The sequence below is a fragment of the Streptomyces sp. NPDC046261 genome (assembly GCF_040646235.1).
GTDB lineage: Bacteria > Actinomycetota > Actinomycetes > Streptomycetales > Streptomycetaceae > Streptomyces.
Window position 1 is genome coordinate 232393 of record NZ_JBEYZU010000001.1, and the last position, 15240, is coordinate 247632.

The 15240-nt window shown below is 71.5% G+C and carries 15 protein-coding genes; 6 read left to right on the forward strand and 9 right to left on the reverse strand.

The window, feature by feature from the left end; translation table 11 throughout:
- Positions 1 to 35 precede the first annotated feature (35 nt).
- Entirely contained in the window at positions 36 to 725 is a 690-nt protein-coding gene (locus ABZ956_RS01100) for a DUF402 domain-containing protein (RefSeq protein WP_361885092.1), read from the reverse strand.
- A gap of 101 nt (positions 726 to 826) precedes the next feature.
- On the reverse strand, positions 827 to 2230 hold the full coding sequence (locus ABZ956_RS01105; RefSeq protein WP_361885094.1) for a class II fumarate hydratase: 1404 nt from the start codon (positions 2228 to 2230) through the stop codon (positions 827 to 829).
- A 100-nt stretch (positions 2231 to 2330) separates the two neighbouring features.
- Here ABZ956_RS01105 and ABZ956_RS01110 point away from each other — a divergent pair, with 100 nt between their 5' ends.
- Positions 2331 to 3851, forward strand: a complete 1521-nt coding sequence (locus ABZ956_RS01110) for a ricin-type beta-trefoil lectin domain protein (protein WP_361885096.1) — start codon at positions 2331 to 2333, stop codon at positions 3849 to 3851.
- Between the two features lie 192 nt (positions 3852 to 4043).
- Here the strand turns inward: ABZ956_RS01110 and ABZ956_RS01115 are convergent, their stop codons facing one another.
- On the reverse strand, positions 4044 to 5720 hold the full coding sequence (locus ABZ956_RS01115) for a fumarate hydratase (protein ID WP_361885098.1): 1677 nt from the start codon (positions 5718 to 5720) through the stop codon (positions 4044 to 4046).
- Positions 5721 to 5925: 205 nt separating this feature from the next.
- Here ABZ956_RS01115 and ABZ956_RS01120 point away from each other — a divergent pair, with 205 nt between their 5' ends.
- Entirely contained in the window at positions 5926 to 6561 is a 636-nt protein-coding gene (locus tag ABZ956_RS01120) for a DUF1707 domain-containing protein (protein WP_361886613.1), read from the forward strand.
- Positions 6562 to 6741: 180 nt separating this feature from the next.
- Complete coding sequence (locus tag ABZ956_RS01125; protein ID WP_361885100.1) at positions 6742 to 7098, forward strand: WhiB family transcriptional regulator; 357 nt, start codon at positions 6742 to 6744, stop codon at positions 7096 to 7098.
- A 104-nt stretch (positions 7099 to 7202) separates the two neighbouring features.
- Here ABZ956_RS01125 and glpX read toward each other — a convergent pair whose 3' ends face one another.
- A complete protein-coding gene (gene glpX, locus ABZ956_RS01130; RefSeq protein ID WP_361885102.1) occupies positions 7203 to 8234 on the reverse strand; it encodes a class II fructose-bisphosphatase in 1032 nt (343 codons plus the stop codon).
- Positions 8235 to 8411: 177 nt separating this feature from the next.
- On the opposite strand from glpX, the gene ABZ956_RS01135 reads away from it, so the two are divergent.
- Positions 8412 to 8972 (forward strand): DUF4245 domain-containing protein, encoded by a 561-nt coding sequence (locus tag ABZ956_RS01135; protein ID WP_361885104.1) that lies wholly within the window; start codon positions 8412 to 8414, stop codon positions 8970 to 8972.
- 91 nt (positions 8973 to 9063) lie between these two features.
- Here ABZ956_RS01135 and ABZ956_RS01140 read toward each other — a convergent pair whose 3' ends face one another.
- The 4 genes from ABZ956_RS01140 to ABZ956_RS01155 all read right to left on the reverse strand — a co-directional run bounded on the left by ABZ956_RS01140 (position 9064) and on the right by ABZ956_RS01155 (position 12735).
- Complete coding sequence (locus ABZ956_RS01140) at positions 9064 to 9654, reverse strand: malonic semialdehyde reductase (RefSeq protein ID WP_361885106.1); 591 nt, start codon at positions 9652 to 9654, stop codon at positions 9064 to 9066.
- A gap of 94 nt (positions 9655 to 9748) precedes the next feature.
- The gene (locus tag ABZ956_RS01145; protein WP_361885108.1) at positions 9749 to 10006 is read right to left on the reverse strand and encodes an exodeoxyribonuclease VII small subunit; all 258 of its coding nucleotides are present in this window, start codon (positions 10004 to 10006) and stop codon (positions 9749 to 9751) included.
- A 10-nt stretch (positions 10007 to 10016) separates the two neighbouring features.
- On the reverse strand, positions 10017 to 11237 hold the full coding sequence (gene xseA, locus ABZ956_RS01150) for an exodeoxyribonuclease VII large subunit (RefSeq protein WP_361885110.1): 1221 nt from the start codon (positions 11235 to 11237) through the stop codon (positions 10017 to 10019).
- A gap of 142 nt (positions 11238 to 11379) precedes the next feature.
- The gene (locus tag ABZ956_RS01155; protein WP_361885112.1) at positions 11380 to 12735 is read right to left on the reverse strand and encodes an APC family permease; all 1356 of its coding nucleotides are present in this window, start codon (positions 12733 to 12735) and stop codon (positions 11380 to 11382) included.
- A 66-nt stretch (positions 12736 to 12801) separates the two neighbouring features.
- Here ABZ956_RS01155 and ABZ956_RS01160 point away from each other — a divergent pair, with 66 nt between their 5' ends.
- Positions 12802 to 13812 carry a 4-hydroxy-3-methylbut-2-enyl diphosphate reductase gene (locus ABZ956_RS01160; protein WP_361885114.1) on the forward strand — a complete coding sequence of 337 codons (1011 nt, stop codon included), beginning with the start codon at positions 12802 to 12804 and terminating at the stop codon, positions 13810 to 13812.
- A 46-nt stretch (positions 13813 to 13858) separates the two neighbouring features.
- The gene (ppgK, locus tag ABZ956_RS01165) at positions 13859 to 14623 is read left to right on the forward strand and encodes a polyphosphate--glucose phosphotransferase (RefSeq protein ID WP_361885116.1); all 765 of its coding nucleotides are present in this window, start codon (positions 13859 to 13861) and stop codon (positions 14621 to 14623) included.
- On the opposite strand, the gene ABZ956_RS01170 is transcribed toward ppgK, so the two are convergent.
- On the reverse strand, positions 14520 to 15131 hold the full coding sequence (locus ABZ956_RS01170) for a DUF6542 domain-containing protein (RefSeq protein WP_361885118.1): 612 nt from the start codon (positions 15129 to 15131) through the stop codon (positions 14520 to 14522). The two genes, ppgK and ABZ956_RS01170, sit on opposite strands and share 104 nt — an antisense overlap.
- Positions 15132 to 15240 lie beyond the last annotated feature (109 nt).

Sequence of the window (15240 nt, forward strand, 5' to 3'; positions counted from 1 at the left end):
CTCGCGGGGGATCGGCAAGCGGTTACCGCCCCGATTCACGCCCCGATGCGCGCCGGAGTGCGGTCCCAGTCGTCGGGCAGGGCCGGCACCGGCCAGGCCGGGTCGGGCCGCCAGTCCTCCCAGCCGGCGGTGAACGGCGGACCCCAGGACTCGATCAGACCGACCGCCGCGCGCCCGGCGGCCCGTACCCGCTCGGCCCGGTCGCCGGGCATCAGGCCCGCGTGCTGCGCCTGCGCGAACTCGTCCTCGTCCTTCCACTCCCAACTGCGGTCGGGGTAGACGGCGATGTCCAGGAAGTGGTCCTCGGAGTCGACTCCGCCGGCCCAGCGCGTGAGGGGTTCCTCGAGATTCACGTACCAGTTCCGAAAGCGCCAGTCGAGGTCCCAGAAGAGCCAGACCGACCAGGGCTCGCCGGGCCGGGCGAGCTTGAGCACCCCGGGGCCGAACCAGCGGGTGACCGCGGTGGTGCGGGGCTTGGTGTAGCGGGTGGCCAGGGGCTCGTGGTGGATGGGGGTGCCGTCGGCCAGCAGCGGCTTGACGCAGTCGGTGCCGGGGGCCATCCAGGCCGCGAGCAGCTCGTCGGTGTCCTGGACCACGGTGACGGGACGGCAGATGTGGACGTCGCTGGAGGCGTTGGAGCGGTAGCGCCAGAGGATCTGGTCCCCGGGCGCCCAGTGGGCGCTGCCCGCCGATTCCGTCGCGTCGTCCGTCGTCTCCGCTGCCATGCGCAGATCTTAGGTGCCCGTGCCACGAAAGCGCCGTGATGTGCGCCGCAAAGGTACGGTCCAGCGGGCGCCTGCCGGGCGCCCGCCGGAGCCGGCCGGGCTTACGGACGGGTCATGCGCAGGACGTCCAGGGCCTCGTCGAGCTGTTCCCTCGTCAGCAGCCCGCGGTCCACATAGCCCGACTCGAGGACGACCTCGCGGATGGTCTTGCGCTCGGCAAGGGACTTCTTCGCCACCTTCGCCGCCTCCTCGTAGCCGATGTACCGGTTGAGCGGGGTGACGACGGAGGGCGAGGACTCGGCGTACTCGCGGGCCCGCTCCACATTGGCGGTGATGCCGTCGACCGTGCGGTCGGCCAGCAGCCGGGAGACATTGGCCAGCAGCCGCACGGACTCCAGGAGGTTCTTCGCCATCACGGGGAGCATCACGTTGAGCTCGAAGTTGCCGGCGGCGCCCGCCGTGGCGACGGTGGCGTCGTTGCCGGTGACCTGGGCGGCCACCATCAGCACCGCCTCGCAGATGACCGGGTTGACCTTGCCCGGCATGATCGAGGAGCCGGGCTGGAGGTCGGGCAGGTTGATCTCGGCGAGGCCCGTGCGCGGGCCGGAGCCCATCCAGCGGATGTCATTGGCGATCTTGGTGAGGCCGACGGCGATGGTGCGCAGCTGGCCGCTGGTCTCCACCAGCCCGTCGCGGGCGCCCTGGGCCTCGAAGTGGTCGCGGGCCTCGGTCAGCGGCAGCCCGGTGGCCCGGGTGATCTCGGTGATGACGGCGCCCGCGAAGCCGGGCGGGGTGTTGATGCCGGTGCCCACCGCCGTACCGCCCAGGGGGAGTTCGGCCAGCCGGGGCAGCGAGGAGCGCAGCCGCTCGGCGCCGTAGCGGACCTGGGCGGCGTAGCCGCCGAACTCCTGGCCCAGGGTGACGGGAGTGGCGTCCATCAGGTGGGTGCGGCCGGACTTCACGACCGTCGCGAACTCCTCCGCCTTGCGCTCCAGGGAGGCGGCGAGGTGCTCGAGCGCCGGGATGAGGTCGCCGGTGACGGCGGCGGTGGCGGCGATGTGGATGGAGGAGGGGAAGACGTCGTTCGACGACTGACTGGCATTGACGTGGTCGTTGGGGTGGACGGGGCGGCCGAGCCGCTCGGTGGCGAGCGTGGCGATGACCTCGTTGGCATTCATGTTCGAGGACGTGCCGGAGCCGGTCTGGAAGACGTCGATGGGGAAGTGGTCGTCCCAGCGGCCCTCGACCACCTCGGCGGCGGCGGCCCCGATGGCCTCCGCGACGTCCTCCTCGATCACCCCCAGCCCGGCGTTGACCTTGGCCGCGGCGGCCTTGATCCGGCCCAGGGCCTCGATGTGCGCGCGCTCCAGGCGCTGCCCGCTGATGGGGAAGTTCTCGACGGCGCGCTGGGTCTGGGCCCGCCACTTGGCGTCCGCGGGCACCCGCACCTCTCCCATCGAGTCATGTTCGATCCGGTACTGCCCACTGTCGCTCATCGTCGTCATACCTCCTGACAAACACAGCGTTTGTCTCGTTCACCGTGTTCCCAAAAGCCACTACCGACTAGTAAATACCGCGAGTAACAACTGAACTCGTGGAGGCTTCATGACACGCAGACCCACCCTGCGCTGTTCCCTCGCCGCCCTCGCGGCCTTCGCCGCGGCACTCGGCGCCACCGCCGTCACCGGCCCGGCCGCCCACGCGGCCCCGAGCGCCACCACCGCCACCGTCCCACTCTCCCCCGAGCTGGAGAAGGTCCGCGCCGCAGAGGCCCTCAAGCTCTACGGCGACGCCGCCCAGCGCCCGCTCGAGGCACGCAAGACCTCCCTGGTCTCCCTCGGCGACAGCGAGATCTCCGGCGAGGGCGTCGGGACGTACGAGCCGGGCACCAACGGCCCCTCCAACTGGTGCCACCGCTCGCCCGACGCCGCCATCCACCGCACCGCCATCCCCGCCGACGTCACCTACAACGTCGCCTGCTCCGGCGCGTCCACCGTCAACATCCGCATCGGCGGCAGCAAGCAGTACGCCGACGAGCTCGTCCAGAGCGACAACCTCGCGGTCAAGGCCCGCAACACGCGCGTCAAGATGGTGCTGCTCGTCGCCGGCGCCAACGACGACCTCCAGTTCGGCCCCGTCATGACCGACTGCGTCACCCGCTACCTGACGCTCCAGGGCCCCTGCGAGCCGAAGTACGCCCCGGGCTGGCAGGCGCGCGTCGACGCGCTCGTGCCCAAGGTCGAGCGGACCGTACAGGACCTGCGCAAGGTCATGACGGACGCGGGCTACGCCGACGGCGACTACAAGCTCGTCGTCATGGGCTACCCGAGCCCCATCGGCCCCGACTTCCAGGACAACCCCCGCTTCCCCGGCAAGATCCCCGGCGGCTGCGTCGGCCACACCTCCGACGCCGCCTGGGGCCGCAACACCGCCGTGCCCGCCTTCGAACGCGGCATGGCACGGGTCGCCCGCGACACCGGTGCCCTCTACCTCGACAACTCCCGGCTCTTCCACGGCCACGAGGTGTGCATGGAGGACACCTGGGCCCGCGGCCTCTACGTCGACCTGACCAACCCCATCCCGCCGAACGAGAACTCCGTCCGCCAGTCCTTCCACCCCAACGCCCGCGGCCACGGCGCCTTCGCGTCGTGCCTCACCCAGCTCTACCGCTCCGGCTACCAGCAGGCCGGCTGCGCCGACCCCGCGAGCACCGGTGAGCCCGTGCTGTACAAGGGCGGCTGGGACGACGCGTTCCGGCCACTGAAGAGCGCGGCGACGGGCACGTGCGTGGACGCCTACGGCGCGGCCTCCGCCAACGGCACGCAGGTGGGCGGCTGGCCCTGCTCCGGCAGCCGCAACCAGCAGTGGTGGTACGACGCGGGGCAGAAGTCCCTGCACAGCGCGCTCTCGCACGACCGGTGCGTGGACGTGCCCGGTGGCGCGTACCGCGCCGGGACGGCCGTGGCGCTGTGGAACTGCCACGGCGGCGCCAACCAGCAGTTCGTGCCGGCCGGTGGCACCTTCCGGCCCGCGGCGGCGCAGGACCTGTGCCTGACGCTCGCGTCGGCGAAGGACGCGCTGCGGCTGCAGAAGTGTGACGGGTCGCCGTCACAGCGCTTCGCGTAGCCCCAGCCCCGCCCTTTCTCCCCCAGCTACCGCTGGGAGGTGCCCCCAGTTTCCCAGGGGGCTGCCGCCCCTAGCACCCCCGCTTGTCCTCAAACGCCGGACGGGCTGATTTCAGCCCCTCCGGCGTTTGAGGAGCGGGGTTCGGGGCGGAGCCCCGGTTACGGGAAGGGGCGGGATCGGGGAAAGGACCCCCTAGTTGCCACCTCGCACGGGAATCGACGTGAACGTCGGCGCCGGGGAGGGGTCGACGAAGAAGTCGTTGCCCTTGTCGTCCACGACGATGAACGCCGGGAAGTCCTCGACCTCGATCTTCCAGACCGCCTCCATGCCGAGCTCCTCGTACTCGACGACCTCGACCTTCTTGATGCAGTCCTGGGCCAGGCGCGCGGCCGGGCCGCCGATCGAGCCGAGGTAGAAGCCGCCGTGCGCGCCGCAGGCGTCGGTGACCTGCTTGCTGCGGTTGCCCTTGGCGAGCATGACCTTGGAGCCGCCCGCGGCCTGGAACTGCTCGACGTAGGAGTCCATGCGGCCGGCCGTCGTCGGGCCGAAGGAGCCGGAGGCGTAGCCCTCGGGGGTCTTGGCGGGGCCCGCGTAGTAGACCGGGTGGTCCTTGAGGTACTGCGGCATCTCCTCGCCCGCGTCCAGCCGCTCCTTGATCTTCGCGTGTGCGATGTCGCGGGCGACGACCAGCGGGCCGGTCAGCGAAAGGCGGGTCTTGACCGGGTACTTGGTGAGCTCCGCGAGGATCTCGTCCATCGGGCGGTTGAGGTCGATCTTGACGACGTCGTTGTCGTCGAGGTGCTCGTCCGTGGTCTCCGGCAGGAAGCGCGCCGGGTCGGTCTCCAGCTGCTCCAGGAAGACGCCCTCGGCGGTGATCTTCGCGACGGCCTGGCGGTCCGCGGAGCAGGAGACCGCGATGGCCACCGGGCAGGACGCGCCGTGCCGGGGCAGGCGGACCACACGGACGTCGTGGCAGAAGTACTTGCCGCCGAACTGGGCCCCGATACCGATCTTCTGCGTCAGCTCGAAGACCTTCTCCTCCAGCTCCTTGTCCCGGAAGCCGTGACCGAGCGGCGAGCCCTCCTCGGGCAGCTCGTCGAGGTAGTGCGCGGAGGCGTACTTCGCGGTCTTCAGCGCGTACTCGGCGGAGGTGCCGCCGACGACGATCGCCAGGTGGTACGGCGGGCACGCGGCGGTGCCCAGGGAACGGATCTTCTCCTCCAGGAACTTCATCATGGAGCCCTCATTCAGGACCGCCTTGGTCTCCTGGAAGAGGAAGGACTTGTTGGCCGAGCCGCCGCCCTTGGCCATGAAGAGGAACTTGTACGCGCCGCCGTCGGTCGCGTACAGCTCGATCTGCGCGGGCAGGTTGGAGCCGGTGTTCTTCTCGTCCCACATGGTCAGCGGGGCCATCTGCGAGTAGCGCAGGTTGAGCTTGGTGTACGCGTCGAAGATGCCGTGCGAGAGGGCCTTCTCGTCCTCGCCCCCGGTCAGCACGTTCTGGCCGCGCTTGCCCATGACGATCGCCGTGCCGGTGTCCTGGCACATCGGCAGCACGCCGGCGGCGGCGATGTTGGCGTTCTTCAGCAGGTCCAGGGCGACGAAGCGGTCGTTGGCCGAGGCCTCGGGGTCGTCGAGGATCTTCCGCAGCTGGGCGAGGTGCGCCGGGCGCAGGTAGTGCGAGATGTCGTGCATCGCCTCGGCGGCCAGCTTCCGCAGCGCCTCGGGCTCCACCTTCAGGAAGGTGCGGCCGTCGGCCTCGAAGGTGGACACGCCCTCGGAGGTGACCAGACGGTACGGGGTGTCGTCCTCGCCCAGGGGCAGGAGGTCCGTGTAGGCGAACTCTGAGCGGGCGGACTGGGCAGACATCGCGGCGTTTCCCTCACTCTGCGGATGGTGTTGCCGGCTTCCTCGGCGGCGTCAACCAGGGTAGGCCGCCCCGCGGCCGGGGAGTTTGTGAGGTAAGGCTCAGTACGTGACCGGCGCGGTCGGCCACTATCGCGATCTATCGCGTTTGGCTACGCTGCTTTCCGTGGACGCTGTGGACAAGCCATCACCCGAAGACCGTGTATCGCTGACCAAGACGGCCGGACAGGCCGCCGGGCCCGCCCTGCGCGCCTCGGACGCCGACCGCGACCGGACCGCCGACATCCTGCGCGAGGCGCTGGCCGAGGGGCGGCTCACCGCCGAGGAGCACGCCGAGCGGATCGGCGCCGTCTACGAGGCCAGGACGCACGGCGAACTGGAGCCGCTGGTGCGCGATCTGCCCACGGGGCGGTCGATACCCGCCGGACCCGCCCCCGTGCGCCCGCACGACGCTTCCGTGCGCCCCGCCGTGCACGCGGCCGAGAACCTGATCGCGGTCTTCGGCGGCGCCGCCCGCAAGGGGCGCTGGCGGGTGCGGCCGCGCACCAACGCGTTCGCCCTGTTCGGCGGGGTGGAGATCGACCTGACCGAGGCCGTCTTCGAGCACCGCGAGGTCGTCATCAACGCCTGCGCCGTCTTCGGCGGCATCGAGATCAAACTCCCCGAGAACATCTCCCTACGCTGCACCGGAACCGGAATCTTCGGCGGCTTCGACGTGCGGACCGGCGACGACGCGGACCCCGACGCCCCCGTCGTGATGGTCACGGGCTTCGCCCTCTTCGGCGGCGTCGAGGCGCGGCGGCGACGGGGCAAGCGGCTGAAGAACCTGCGGACGGCCAACTGACCGTGACGCGACGGCAACCGACCGCATTCCACTCATGGCAACGGTGTGAATAAGCTCGCGCACAGCGGGTAAAGCTTGGTGCATCGTCTCTCGTACGGCTGCGGGTGCGAATGGCCGTGCACGTCGAGGCGGGCAAAGGTGACTCAATCGGCCAAGCAAAGCCGTCGTCAGGAGTGGACCGTGCTGCTACCGCATCAGCCCCTGCAGGAAGCCGCCGTACCGTCCCAGCGGATTTCCGCTCGGGAACAGGCCGGCCCCTGGCATTCGGAGGCGGTGTGCCGCCGGGATGAAGCCGGGCTCTTCTTCGCACCATCAAAGGAACCCACGGCCGCCCGCCTTTCACGCGAGGAGGCCGCCAAGCGCGTCTGCGCCCGTTGCCCGGTCATGGTCGCGTGCCGCGAGCACGCCTTGCTCCAGCCCGAGCCGTACGGGGTCTGGGGCGGGCTCACCGCCGCCGAGCGCCGGGTCGTGCTGGCCCGCCGCCGGCGCCGCGAGGCGGAGCTGCAGCGTGCCACGCGCATCGCCGCCGCGGGCTGAGTCCCCGCGGTTCGTCGACCACGGTCGTCACCGCTTACCAACGGGCCGGGCCCCGCCGTTCTACGGCGGGGCCCGGCCCGTTGCTGTGCGGTGTGCGGCGTGCGTCAGCTGGGGCGCTCGAAGTCCACCGAGCTGTAGGCGCGCAGCTTCGACAGCCGGTGCTCGGAGTCGATCAGGCGGATCGTGCCGGACTTGGAGCGCATCACCAGGGACTGCGTGGTGGCCGTCTCGCCGCGGTAGCGCACGCCACGCAGCAGCTCGCCGTCGGTGATGCCGGTCGCCACGAAGAACACGTTCTCGCCGCTGACCAGGTCCTCGGTGTGCAGGACACGGTCCAGGTCGTGGCCGGCGTCGAGGGCGCGCCGGCGCTCCTCGTCGTCCTTCGGCCACAGCTTGGCCTGGATGGTGCCGCCGAGGCACTTCATCGCGCAGGCCGCGATGATGCCCTCCGGCGTGCCGCCGACGCCCAGCAGCAGGTCCACGCCGGTGCCCTCGCGGGCGGCCATGATGGCGCCCGCCACATCGCCGTCCGAGATGAACTTGATGCGGGCGCCCGCCTCGCGGATCTCCTTGACCAGACCGTCGTGACGGGGGCGGTCCAGGACCACGACCGTGACGTCCTCGGGGGAGGAACGCTTCGCCTTCGCGATGCGGCGGATGTTCACGCCCACGGGAGCGTCGATGTCGACGAAGTCGGCGGCCTCGGGGCCGGTGACCAGCTTGTCCATGTAGAACACCGCGGACGGGTCGAACATGGTGCCGCGCTCGGCGACGGCCATCACGGAGACGGCGTTGGCCATGCCCTTGGCGGTCAGGGTGGTGCCGTCCACGGGGTCCACGGCGACGTCGCACTCCGCGCCGGTCCCGTCGCCCACGCGCTCACCGTTGTAGAGCATGGGGGCGTTGTCCTTCTCGCCCTCGCCGATGACGACCACACCGTTCATCGACACGGTGTGGATCAGCGCGCGCATGGCCCGCACGGCCGCGCCGTCCGCGCCGTTCTTGTCGCCACGGCCCACCCAGCGGCCCGACGCCATGGCGCCCGCCTCGGTGACCCGGACGAGCTCGAGCGCCAGGTTGCGGTCGGGCGCCTCCGGGCTGACCTCGAGCTGGGACGGCAAGTGATGGTCGCTCATCGGGGCGCACCTTTCTGTACGGCAACGGCCGTGGGGCCCCTCCTTCCCCGGGTGGGCCAGGAGGGTGAGGGTGCTCATGACTTTATCGGTTCATTGCCAAGGTGAGCAGGGCGCCCCACGCATGAGCGGCGTCAGGTCGCTGTCAAGATCGATCCCGGTATGGGGGACGATGGGTCCGTGGCAGGTAGGAACGGCAAGACCCAGACGATTCGCAACATGGTGCTGTCGATGGCGGTGGTCGTCCCCGTGGCGGGGCTGAGCTACCTCTTCATCCCGCACGACGAGAGCAAGGACCCCATCAGGACGGTGAGCTACCGGGTGGAGCTGGACACCGCCCGGCGCGCCGCGCCGTACGCGGTGGCCGCCCCCGAGGGGCTCGGCAAGGACTGGCGCGCGACCTCGGTCTCGTACAAGGCCGGCGGCAAGGACGGCTCGGTGTGGCACCTGGGCTTCCTGGACCCGCAGACGCAGTACGTGGCGGTCGAGCAGAGCGACGGCCCGGCGCGCCCCTTCATCGACGAGGTCAGCCAGCGCGCCGAGAAGACCCATGAGACGGCCACGGTGGGCGACACCACCTGGCAGCGCTACGAGGGCCCCAAGTACAACGCCCTGGTGCGGGAGGAGAAGGGCGTGACGACGGTCGTCACGGGCACCGCTTCGTACGAGCGGCTCAAGGAAATGGCCGCCGCGCTCAAGGCCGGGAAGGCGGACGCCCAGCAGGCGAACACCCCGGGCTGAGCGGCGGCGGCCGGTGCCTGTCCCACGGGGGGAAGTGGGACAGGCGGGTCTGCCGCCCCGGGGGGGGTAGGGCGGCAGAGGATCTTCTACGTCAGACGGTCGTGACGGCCTGGTCGTAGGACAGGCGGGGCGAGCGCGGGTAGAAGGCGTCCTCGCCCGGCTTGCCGATGTTGATGACCATCAGCGGGGTGTGGTCGTCGTCCAGGAACTCCTTCTGCACGCCCGCGAAGTCGAAGCCCGTCATCGGGCCGGCGGCCAGACCGGCGGCGCGGATGCCGAGGATGAAGTAGCCGGCCTGCAGCGTGGCGTTGACCAGCGCGGCCTGCTCGCGGACCGGGCGCTCGCTGAAGAACAGCTCCTTGGCCTGCGGGAAGTGCGGGAGCAGCGCCGGCAGCTCCTCGTGGAACTCGTTGTCCGCGGCGAGGATGGCGACCAGCGGCGCGGTACGGGTCTTGGCCTGGTTGCCGTCGGCCATGTGGGAGACGAGGCGCTCACGGGCCTCGGCCGAGCGGACCAGGACGATGCGCAGCGGCGACTGGTTGAAGGCGGTGGGGGCGAGCTTGATCAGGTCGTAGATCGCCTGGACCTGCTCGTCGGAGACAGGCTCGTCGGTGAACGTGTTGGCCGTGTGGGCCTCACGGAAGAGAAGGTCCTGGGCAGCGGAGTCAAGGGCGATAGTCATGACGCCACTGTAGGGAGCAGATGTATGAATTTTCAACTAAATCGGGGGTAGGTGAGACGCAGCTCACGCCGTGCTGTTGTCTACCGGCTGTTGTCTACCGGTTCGCCTCGGAGGTGCCGTCGTTCTCCTGCTCGGTCTCTTCCTCCGCCAGCGCCGCGTCCAGCCTGGCCCGGGCGCCGTCCAGCCAGCGACGGCACACCTTGGCCAGCTCCTCGCCCCGCTCCCACAGGGCCAGCGACTCCTCGAGCGTGGTGCCCCCGGCCTCCAGCCGGCGCACCACGTCGATCAACTCGTCCCGCGCCTGCTCGTAGCCCAGCGCATCCGTCGCGTCCGCGTCCGTTGTCGTCGCCATGGCCCACAGCCTAGGCGGGCGGTGTGACAACGGCCCGCACCGCGAACTCGCCTTCCGCCACGCGCGCCCGCAGCTGCTCGTCGGCCGCGACCTCGTCCGCCGCCCGCACCACGGAGCCGTCGGCGTGCTGCAGGACCGCGTAGCCGCGGCGCAGCGTCGCCGCCGGCGACAGCGCGACCACGCGCGCGTGCGTGTGGGTCAGCTCGGACGCCGCCCGGTCCAGCAGGTGGCCCAGCGTGCGGCGGCCGCGCGCCGCGAGGGCGGCCACCTGCTCCTCGCGCTCGTCCACCATCCGCTGCGGCCGCTCCATGCAGGGCCGCGCCCGCGCCGCCGCCAGCCCGCGCTCCTCGCGGTCCAGGTGCGCGGTCACACACCGCAGGGCCCGCTCGCGCAGGTGCCGTACGCGCGTGAGCTCCTCGCCGACGTCCGGCACGACCCGCTTCGCCGCGTCCGTGGGCGTGGACGCGCGCAGGTCGGCCACCAGGTCGAGCAGCGGGGTGTCCGGCTCGTGACCGATCGCCGACACCACGGGCGTGCGGCACGCGGCCACGGTGCGTACGAGCTCCTCGTCGGAGAACGGCAGCAGGTCCTCCACGCTGCCGCCGCCGCGCGCCACGACGATGACGTCGACCTCGGGGTGCGCGTCCAGCTCCTTGACCGCCGCCACGACGGACGGCACCGCGTGCACGCCCTGCACGGGGACGTTGCGGACCTCGAAGCGGACGGCGGGCCAGCGGTGCCGGGCGTTCTCCAGCACGTCGCGCTCGGCGGCGGAGGCGCGGCCGCAGACCAGGCCGATGAGCTGGGGCAGGAACGGCAGGGCGCGCTTGCGCCCGTCGGCGAACAGGCCCTCCGCGGCCAGGGACTTCTTCAGCTGCTCCAGCCGTGCCAGCAGCTCGCCGACGCCGACCGGGCGGATCTCGGCCGCGCGCAGGGAGAGCTGGCCGCGCGGGGCGTACCACTCGGGCTTGGCGTGCACCACGACGCGGGCGCCCTCGGAGACGACGTCGGCGACGCGGTCGAAGACGGCGCGGTAGCAGGTGACGGACAGGGAGATGTCGTGCGAGGGGTCGCGCAGCGTCAGGAACACGACGCCGGCACCGGGGCGGCGCGACAGCTGGGTGATCTGTCCCTCGACCCAGATGGCCCCGAGCCGGTCGATCCACCCGCCGATGAGGCGCGAAACCTGACCGACGGGAAGCGGTGCGTCGGGCGACGTATGGGCAGCCATGGGGGCGAGCGTAGCGCTGACCACCGACAGGCCCGTTTACGGGCAGCCGCCCCCGCCGCCTGTTTGTGGGCAATCGTTCCGCAGGGCGGAACGGGTGGGCACAAACGTGACCACCGGCCCGCACCCGGATCGGTCACCACTGTCACGGTTCCCCGGAACGGAGGCGCTGCCCCGCCAGCACGGCGAGGCCCGCCCCCAGCCACACGGCTCCCACGACCTGCGCCGCCGTAGACGCCTCGACGACGACGCCCACCACCACGGCCAGCCCCACCAACGGCACCACGACATGCCGCACCACCCCGACCTCCCGCTCCCCCCTCCCCCGTACCCCGAACCACCCGATCACCGACAGGTGCAGAAGGCCGAAGGCGCACAGCGCTCCCACGTCCACCACCGACACCAGGCGGTCCAGGCCGTCGTCCCGGCGGGCCGCCCAGACCGCCGCCACCAGCGTCACCGCCGCCGCCCCCAGAAGCGCCGGGCGCGGCACGCCCGAGCCGCGGTCGACCTTGGCCAGGAGGACCGGCAGCCGGCGGTCGCGGGCCATCGCGAAGAGCAGGCGGCCCGCGGCCGCCTGGCCGGCCAGCGCCGCGAAGGCCGCGCCGACGGCCTTGCTGGCCGCCACCAGGTCGTGCAGCCAGGGGCCCGTCGCCGAGTCGACCGTGTCGTAGAAGGCCGAGCCCTGGCCCGCCGGCTTCGCTGCCAGCTCCGCCGGGGACATGGGGGCGAGGAGCGCCGCGAGGTAGGTCTGGAGGACGAAGAGCACGCCCGCCACAGCCAGGCAGGTGACCACCGCGCGCGCCACCTTCTCCGAGCCGCCCGCCGACTCCTCCGCGAAGGAGGCGATCGCGTCGAACCCCAGATACGACAGCACCGCCACCGACACCGCCCCCACCACCGCCGCCGCGTCGAAGCCGCCCTCCCCGGTCAGCGGCGACAGCCACCCGCGCCGCGCCCCGTCCTGGGCGAGCGCGACGGCCGCCGCGACCACGAAGACGACCAGCACGGCGATCTCCATGGCGAGCACCAGGAAGCCCACGAGCGCGGCCGCCCGTACGCCTGTGAGGTTCAGCGCGGTCGTCACGAGCACCGCGGCCGCCGTCCACACCCAGCTCGGGACCGACGGCACCAGCGCGTGCATCGCGATGCCGGAGAAGAGGTAGGCGACCGCCGGGATCAGCAGGTAGTCCAGCATCGCCATCCAGCCCGCGACGAAGCCCGCCCCGTCGCCCAGGCCCACCCGCGCGTAGGTGTAGACCGAGCCCGCCCGCGGGGCCACCCGCACCATCTGCGCGTACGAGTAGGCCGTGAAGGCCATCGCGGCCGTGGCCACCACGTAGACGAGCGCCACCGCCCCGTGCGACTTCGCGTCGAGCGTGCCGAAGACGCCGACCGGGGCCATGGGGGCGATGAACAGCAGACCGTAGACGACCAGGTCACGGAAGGTGAGGGTGCGGCGGAGGGTGCCGTCGCCGCCGCCCGGGGGTGGGGTGGCCATGGGGTCAGTATTCGGGGGCGGCACCGGGCGGTGGCCGGGCCACGCCGGTGGGGCCGGGCCCTTACGATGGACGGCATGACTGCTACGCCCGCCCGTAAAGTCCTCCTCGCCGCCCCTCGTGGCTACTGCGCGGGCGTGGACCGTGCCGTGATCGCCGTCGAGAAGGCGCTCGAGCAGTACGGCGCCCCCGTCTACGTACGGCACGAGATCGTCCACAACAAGTACGTGGTCAAGACGCTGGAGAAGAAGGGCGCGATCTTCGTCGACAGGACGGATGAGGTGCCCGAGGGCAACATCGTCATGTTCTCCGCCCACGGTGTCGCGCCGGCGGTGCACGAGGAGGCCCGGCGGGGCAAGCTGGCGACGATCGACGCCACGTGCCCGCTGGTGACCAAGGTGCACAAGGAAGCCGTCCGCTTCGCCAAGGAGGACTACGACATCCTTCTGATCGGCCATGAGGGCCATGAGGAGGTCGTCGGCACCAGCGGTGAGGCGCCCGACCACATCACCATCGTCGACGGGCCGGAGGACGTGGCCAAGGTCGAGGTCCGCGACGAGAACAAGGTCGTGTGGCTGTCGCAGACCACCCTGTCGGTGGACGAGACGATGGAGACCGTCGACGCCCTCAAGGGCCGCTTCCCGAACCTGCTGTCCCCGCCCAGCGACGACATCTGCTACGCCACGCAGAACCGCCAGATCGCCGTCAAGCAGATGGGCGCCGACGCCGACCTCGTCATCGTCGTCGGCTCCCGGAACTCCTCGAACTCCGTCCGCCTCGTCGAGGTGGCCCTGGGCGCCGGCGCCCGCGCCTCCTACCTCGTCGACTACGCCGAGGAGATCGACGAGGCATGGCTGGAGGGCGTCTCCACGGTCGGTGTGACCTCGGGCGCCTCGGTGCCGGAGATCCTCGTCGAGGGCGTGCTGGAGTGGCTGGCGCAGCGCGGCTTCGAGGACGTCGAGCTGGTCACGGCCGCCGAGGAGTCGATCACCTTCTCGCTCCCCAAGGAGCTCCGCCGTGACCTGCGGTCCGAGGCCGCCGGGCTCGTGGGGCGGCCGGGTACCCCGTCCGGGGGATGAGGCGATCCGAGGGGTGACGGCCGCGCTCAGCCCGTAGCGTGGCGGTATGAACGTATTCGGCGTGGACATCGGCGGATCGGGCATCAAGGGCGCTCCGGTGGACCTGGAGCGCGGCGAGATCGCGGAGGAGCGCTTCAAGGTGCTCACTCCGCACCCCGCCACCCCGGACGCGGTCGCCGACTGCGTCCGGCAGGTGGTCGAGCACTTCGGCAGGCCGTCCGGGCCGGTCGGGGCGACCTTCCCCGGCGTGGTCGTCGGCGGGACGACCCGGACGGCGGCCAATGTCGACAAGGGCTGGATCGGCCAGGACGCCGCCGAACTGATCGGCGGGCGCATCGGCGCGCCGGTGACCGTACTGAACGACGCGGACGCCGCCGGGCTGGCCGAGATGACCTTCGGGGCCGGCCGGGGCCGTACGGGCACGGTGATCGTGCTGACCTTCGGTACGGGCATCGGCAGCGCGGTCTTCACCGGCGGCAGGCTGGTGCCCAACACCGAGCTGGGCCATCTGGAGCTGCAGGGCCACGACGCGGAGACCCGCGCCTCCACCCGGGCGAAGGAGAAGGAGGACCTCAACTGGAGCCGCTGGGCCAAGCGGGTGGGGCGGTACCTGGCCCATGTGGAGATGCTCTTCTCGCCCGAGCTGTTCGTGATCGGCGGGGGCGTCAGCCGGAAGGCGGAGAAGTTCCTGCCGCTGATCGAGGGCGTCAGCGCCGAAATCGTCCCCGCTCAGCTGGAGAACAACGCGGGGATCGTGGGGGCTGCGATGGCCGCTTCCGCAGCCGGCTCCGGGCCCGTCTCCGTGCCCTGATCAGCATGACCCTGCGGACGAGCGCGATCAGTGCGGCCAGCAGTGTGCCCGCGTAGAGCCATCCGGCGTTCAGCGACAGCAGGGTGACCAGGCTCATCACCCGGCCGCCGAAGCCGCCCGTGCCGTCGCTGAGCGGCACCGCGCCCACCGCGAAGGCGATGGGCACGCTGACGGGCGCGGTCATCAGCTCGGCCGGGCGCACCCACAGCGCGCAGGCGGCGCTGCCGAGCAGGAAGAACACCCCGTACACCTTGGCGTTGCCGCCCACCAGCGTGGCGTCCAGGTAGCCGATCGAGAGCATGGCCAGGGCGGTGAGCAGCCCGCTGCCCAGGCCCGTCAGGCGGGCCGCCGGCAGACGGCCGAGCGGCGGGGCGGAGCGGCCGGGGCGGCCGGGGCGCGGCCGCCGGAAGGCGACCCCCTCGCGCTGCCCGACGGGCGCGGCGGGACGGGGCACGGGGGACCCACGGCGGACCTTGCGCTGCGGCATACGCGTGCTGGGTTGCTCCACGCGACCAAACTAGGCGGGCACGGATGCGGAATCCGTCGTTGGACACGCCGTTTGAGCCACCTTGGCCATGTGTTCGAGGAATCCTCCGTCCGGGGCGGGTGCGGGAGCG

Bases quoted from the DNA above. Each gene is read 5' to 3' on its own strand.
- ABZ956_RS01145 (WP_361885108.1), bottom strand. From the start codon at position 10,006: ATGGCGACGACAACGGACGCGGACGCGACGGATGCGCTGGGCTACGAG.
- ABZ956_RS01105 (WP_361885094.1), bottom strand. From the start codon at position 2,230: ATGACGACGATGAGCGACAGTGGGCAGTACCGGATCGAACATGACTCG.
- xseA (WP_361885110.1), bottom strand. From the start codon at position 11,237: ATGGCTGCCCATACGTCGCCCGACGCACCGCTTCCCGTCGGTCAGGTT.
- ABZ956_RS01140 (WP_361885106.1), bottom strand. From the start codon at position 9,654: ATGACTATCGCCCTTGACTCCGCTGCCCAGGACCTTCTCTTCCGTGAG.
- ABZ956_RS01160 (WP_361885114.1), top strand. From the start codon at position 12,802: ATGGACGGCATGACTGCTACGCCCGCCCGTAAAGTCCTCCTCGCCGCC.
- ABZ956_RS01155 (WP_361885112.1), bottom strand. From the start codon at position 12,735: ATGGCCACCCCACCCCCGGGCGGCGGCGACGGCACCCTCCGCCGCACC.
- glpX (WP_361885102.1), bottom strand. From the start codon at position 8,234: ATGAGCGACCATCACTTGCCGTCCCAGCTCGAGGTCAGCCCGGAGGCG.
- ABZ956_RS01115 (WP_361885098.1), bottom strand. From the start codon at position 5,720: ATGTCTGCCCAGTCCGCCCGCTCAGAGTTCGCCTACACGGACCTCCTG.
- ppgK (WP_361885116.1), top strand. From the start codon at position 13,859: ATGAACGTATTCGGCGTGGACATCGGCGGATCGGGCATCAAGGGCGCT.
- ABZ956_RS01110 (WP_361885096.1), top strand. From the start codon at position 2,331: ATGACACGCAGACCCACCCTGCGCTGTTCCCTCGCCGCCCTCGCGGCC.
- ABZ956_RS01100 (WP_361885092.1), bottom strand. From the start codon at position 725: ATGGCAGCGGAGACGACGGACGACGCGACGGAATCGGCGGGCAGCGCC.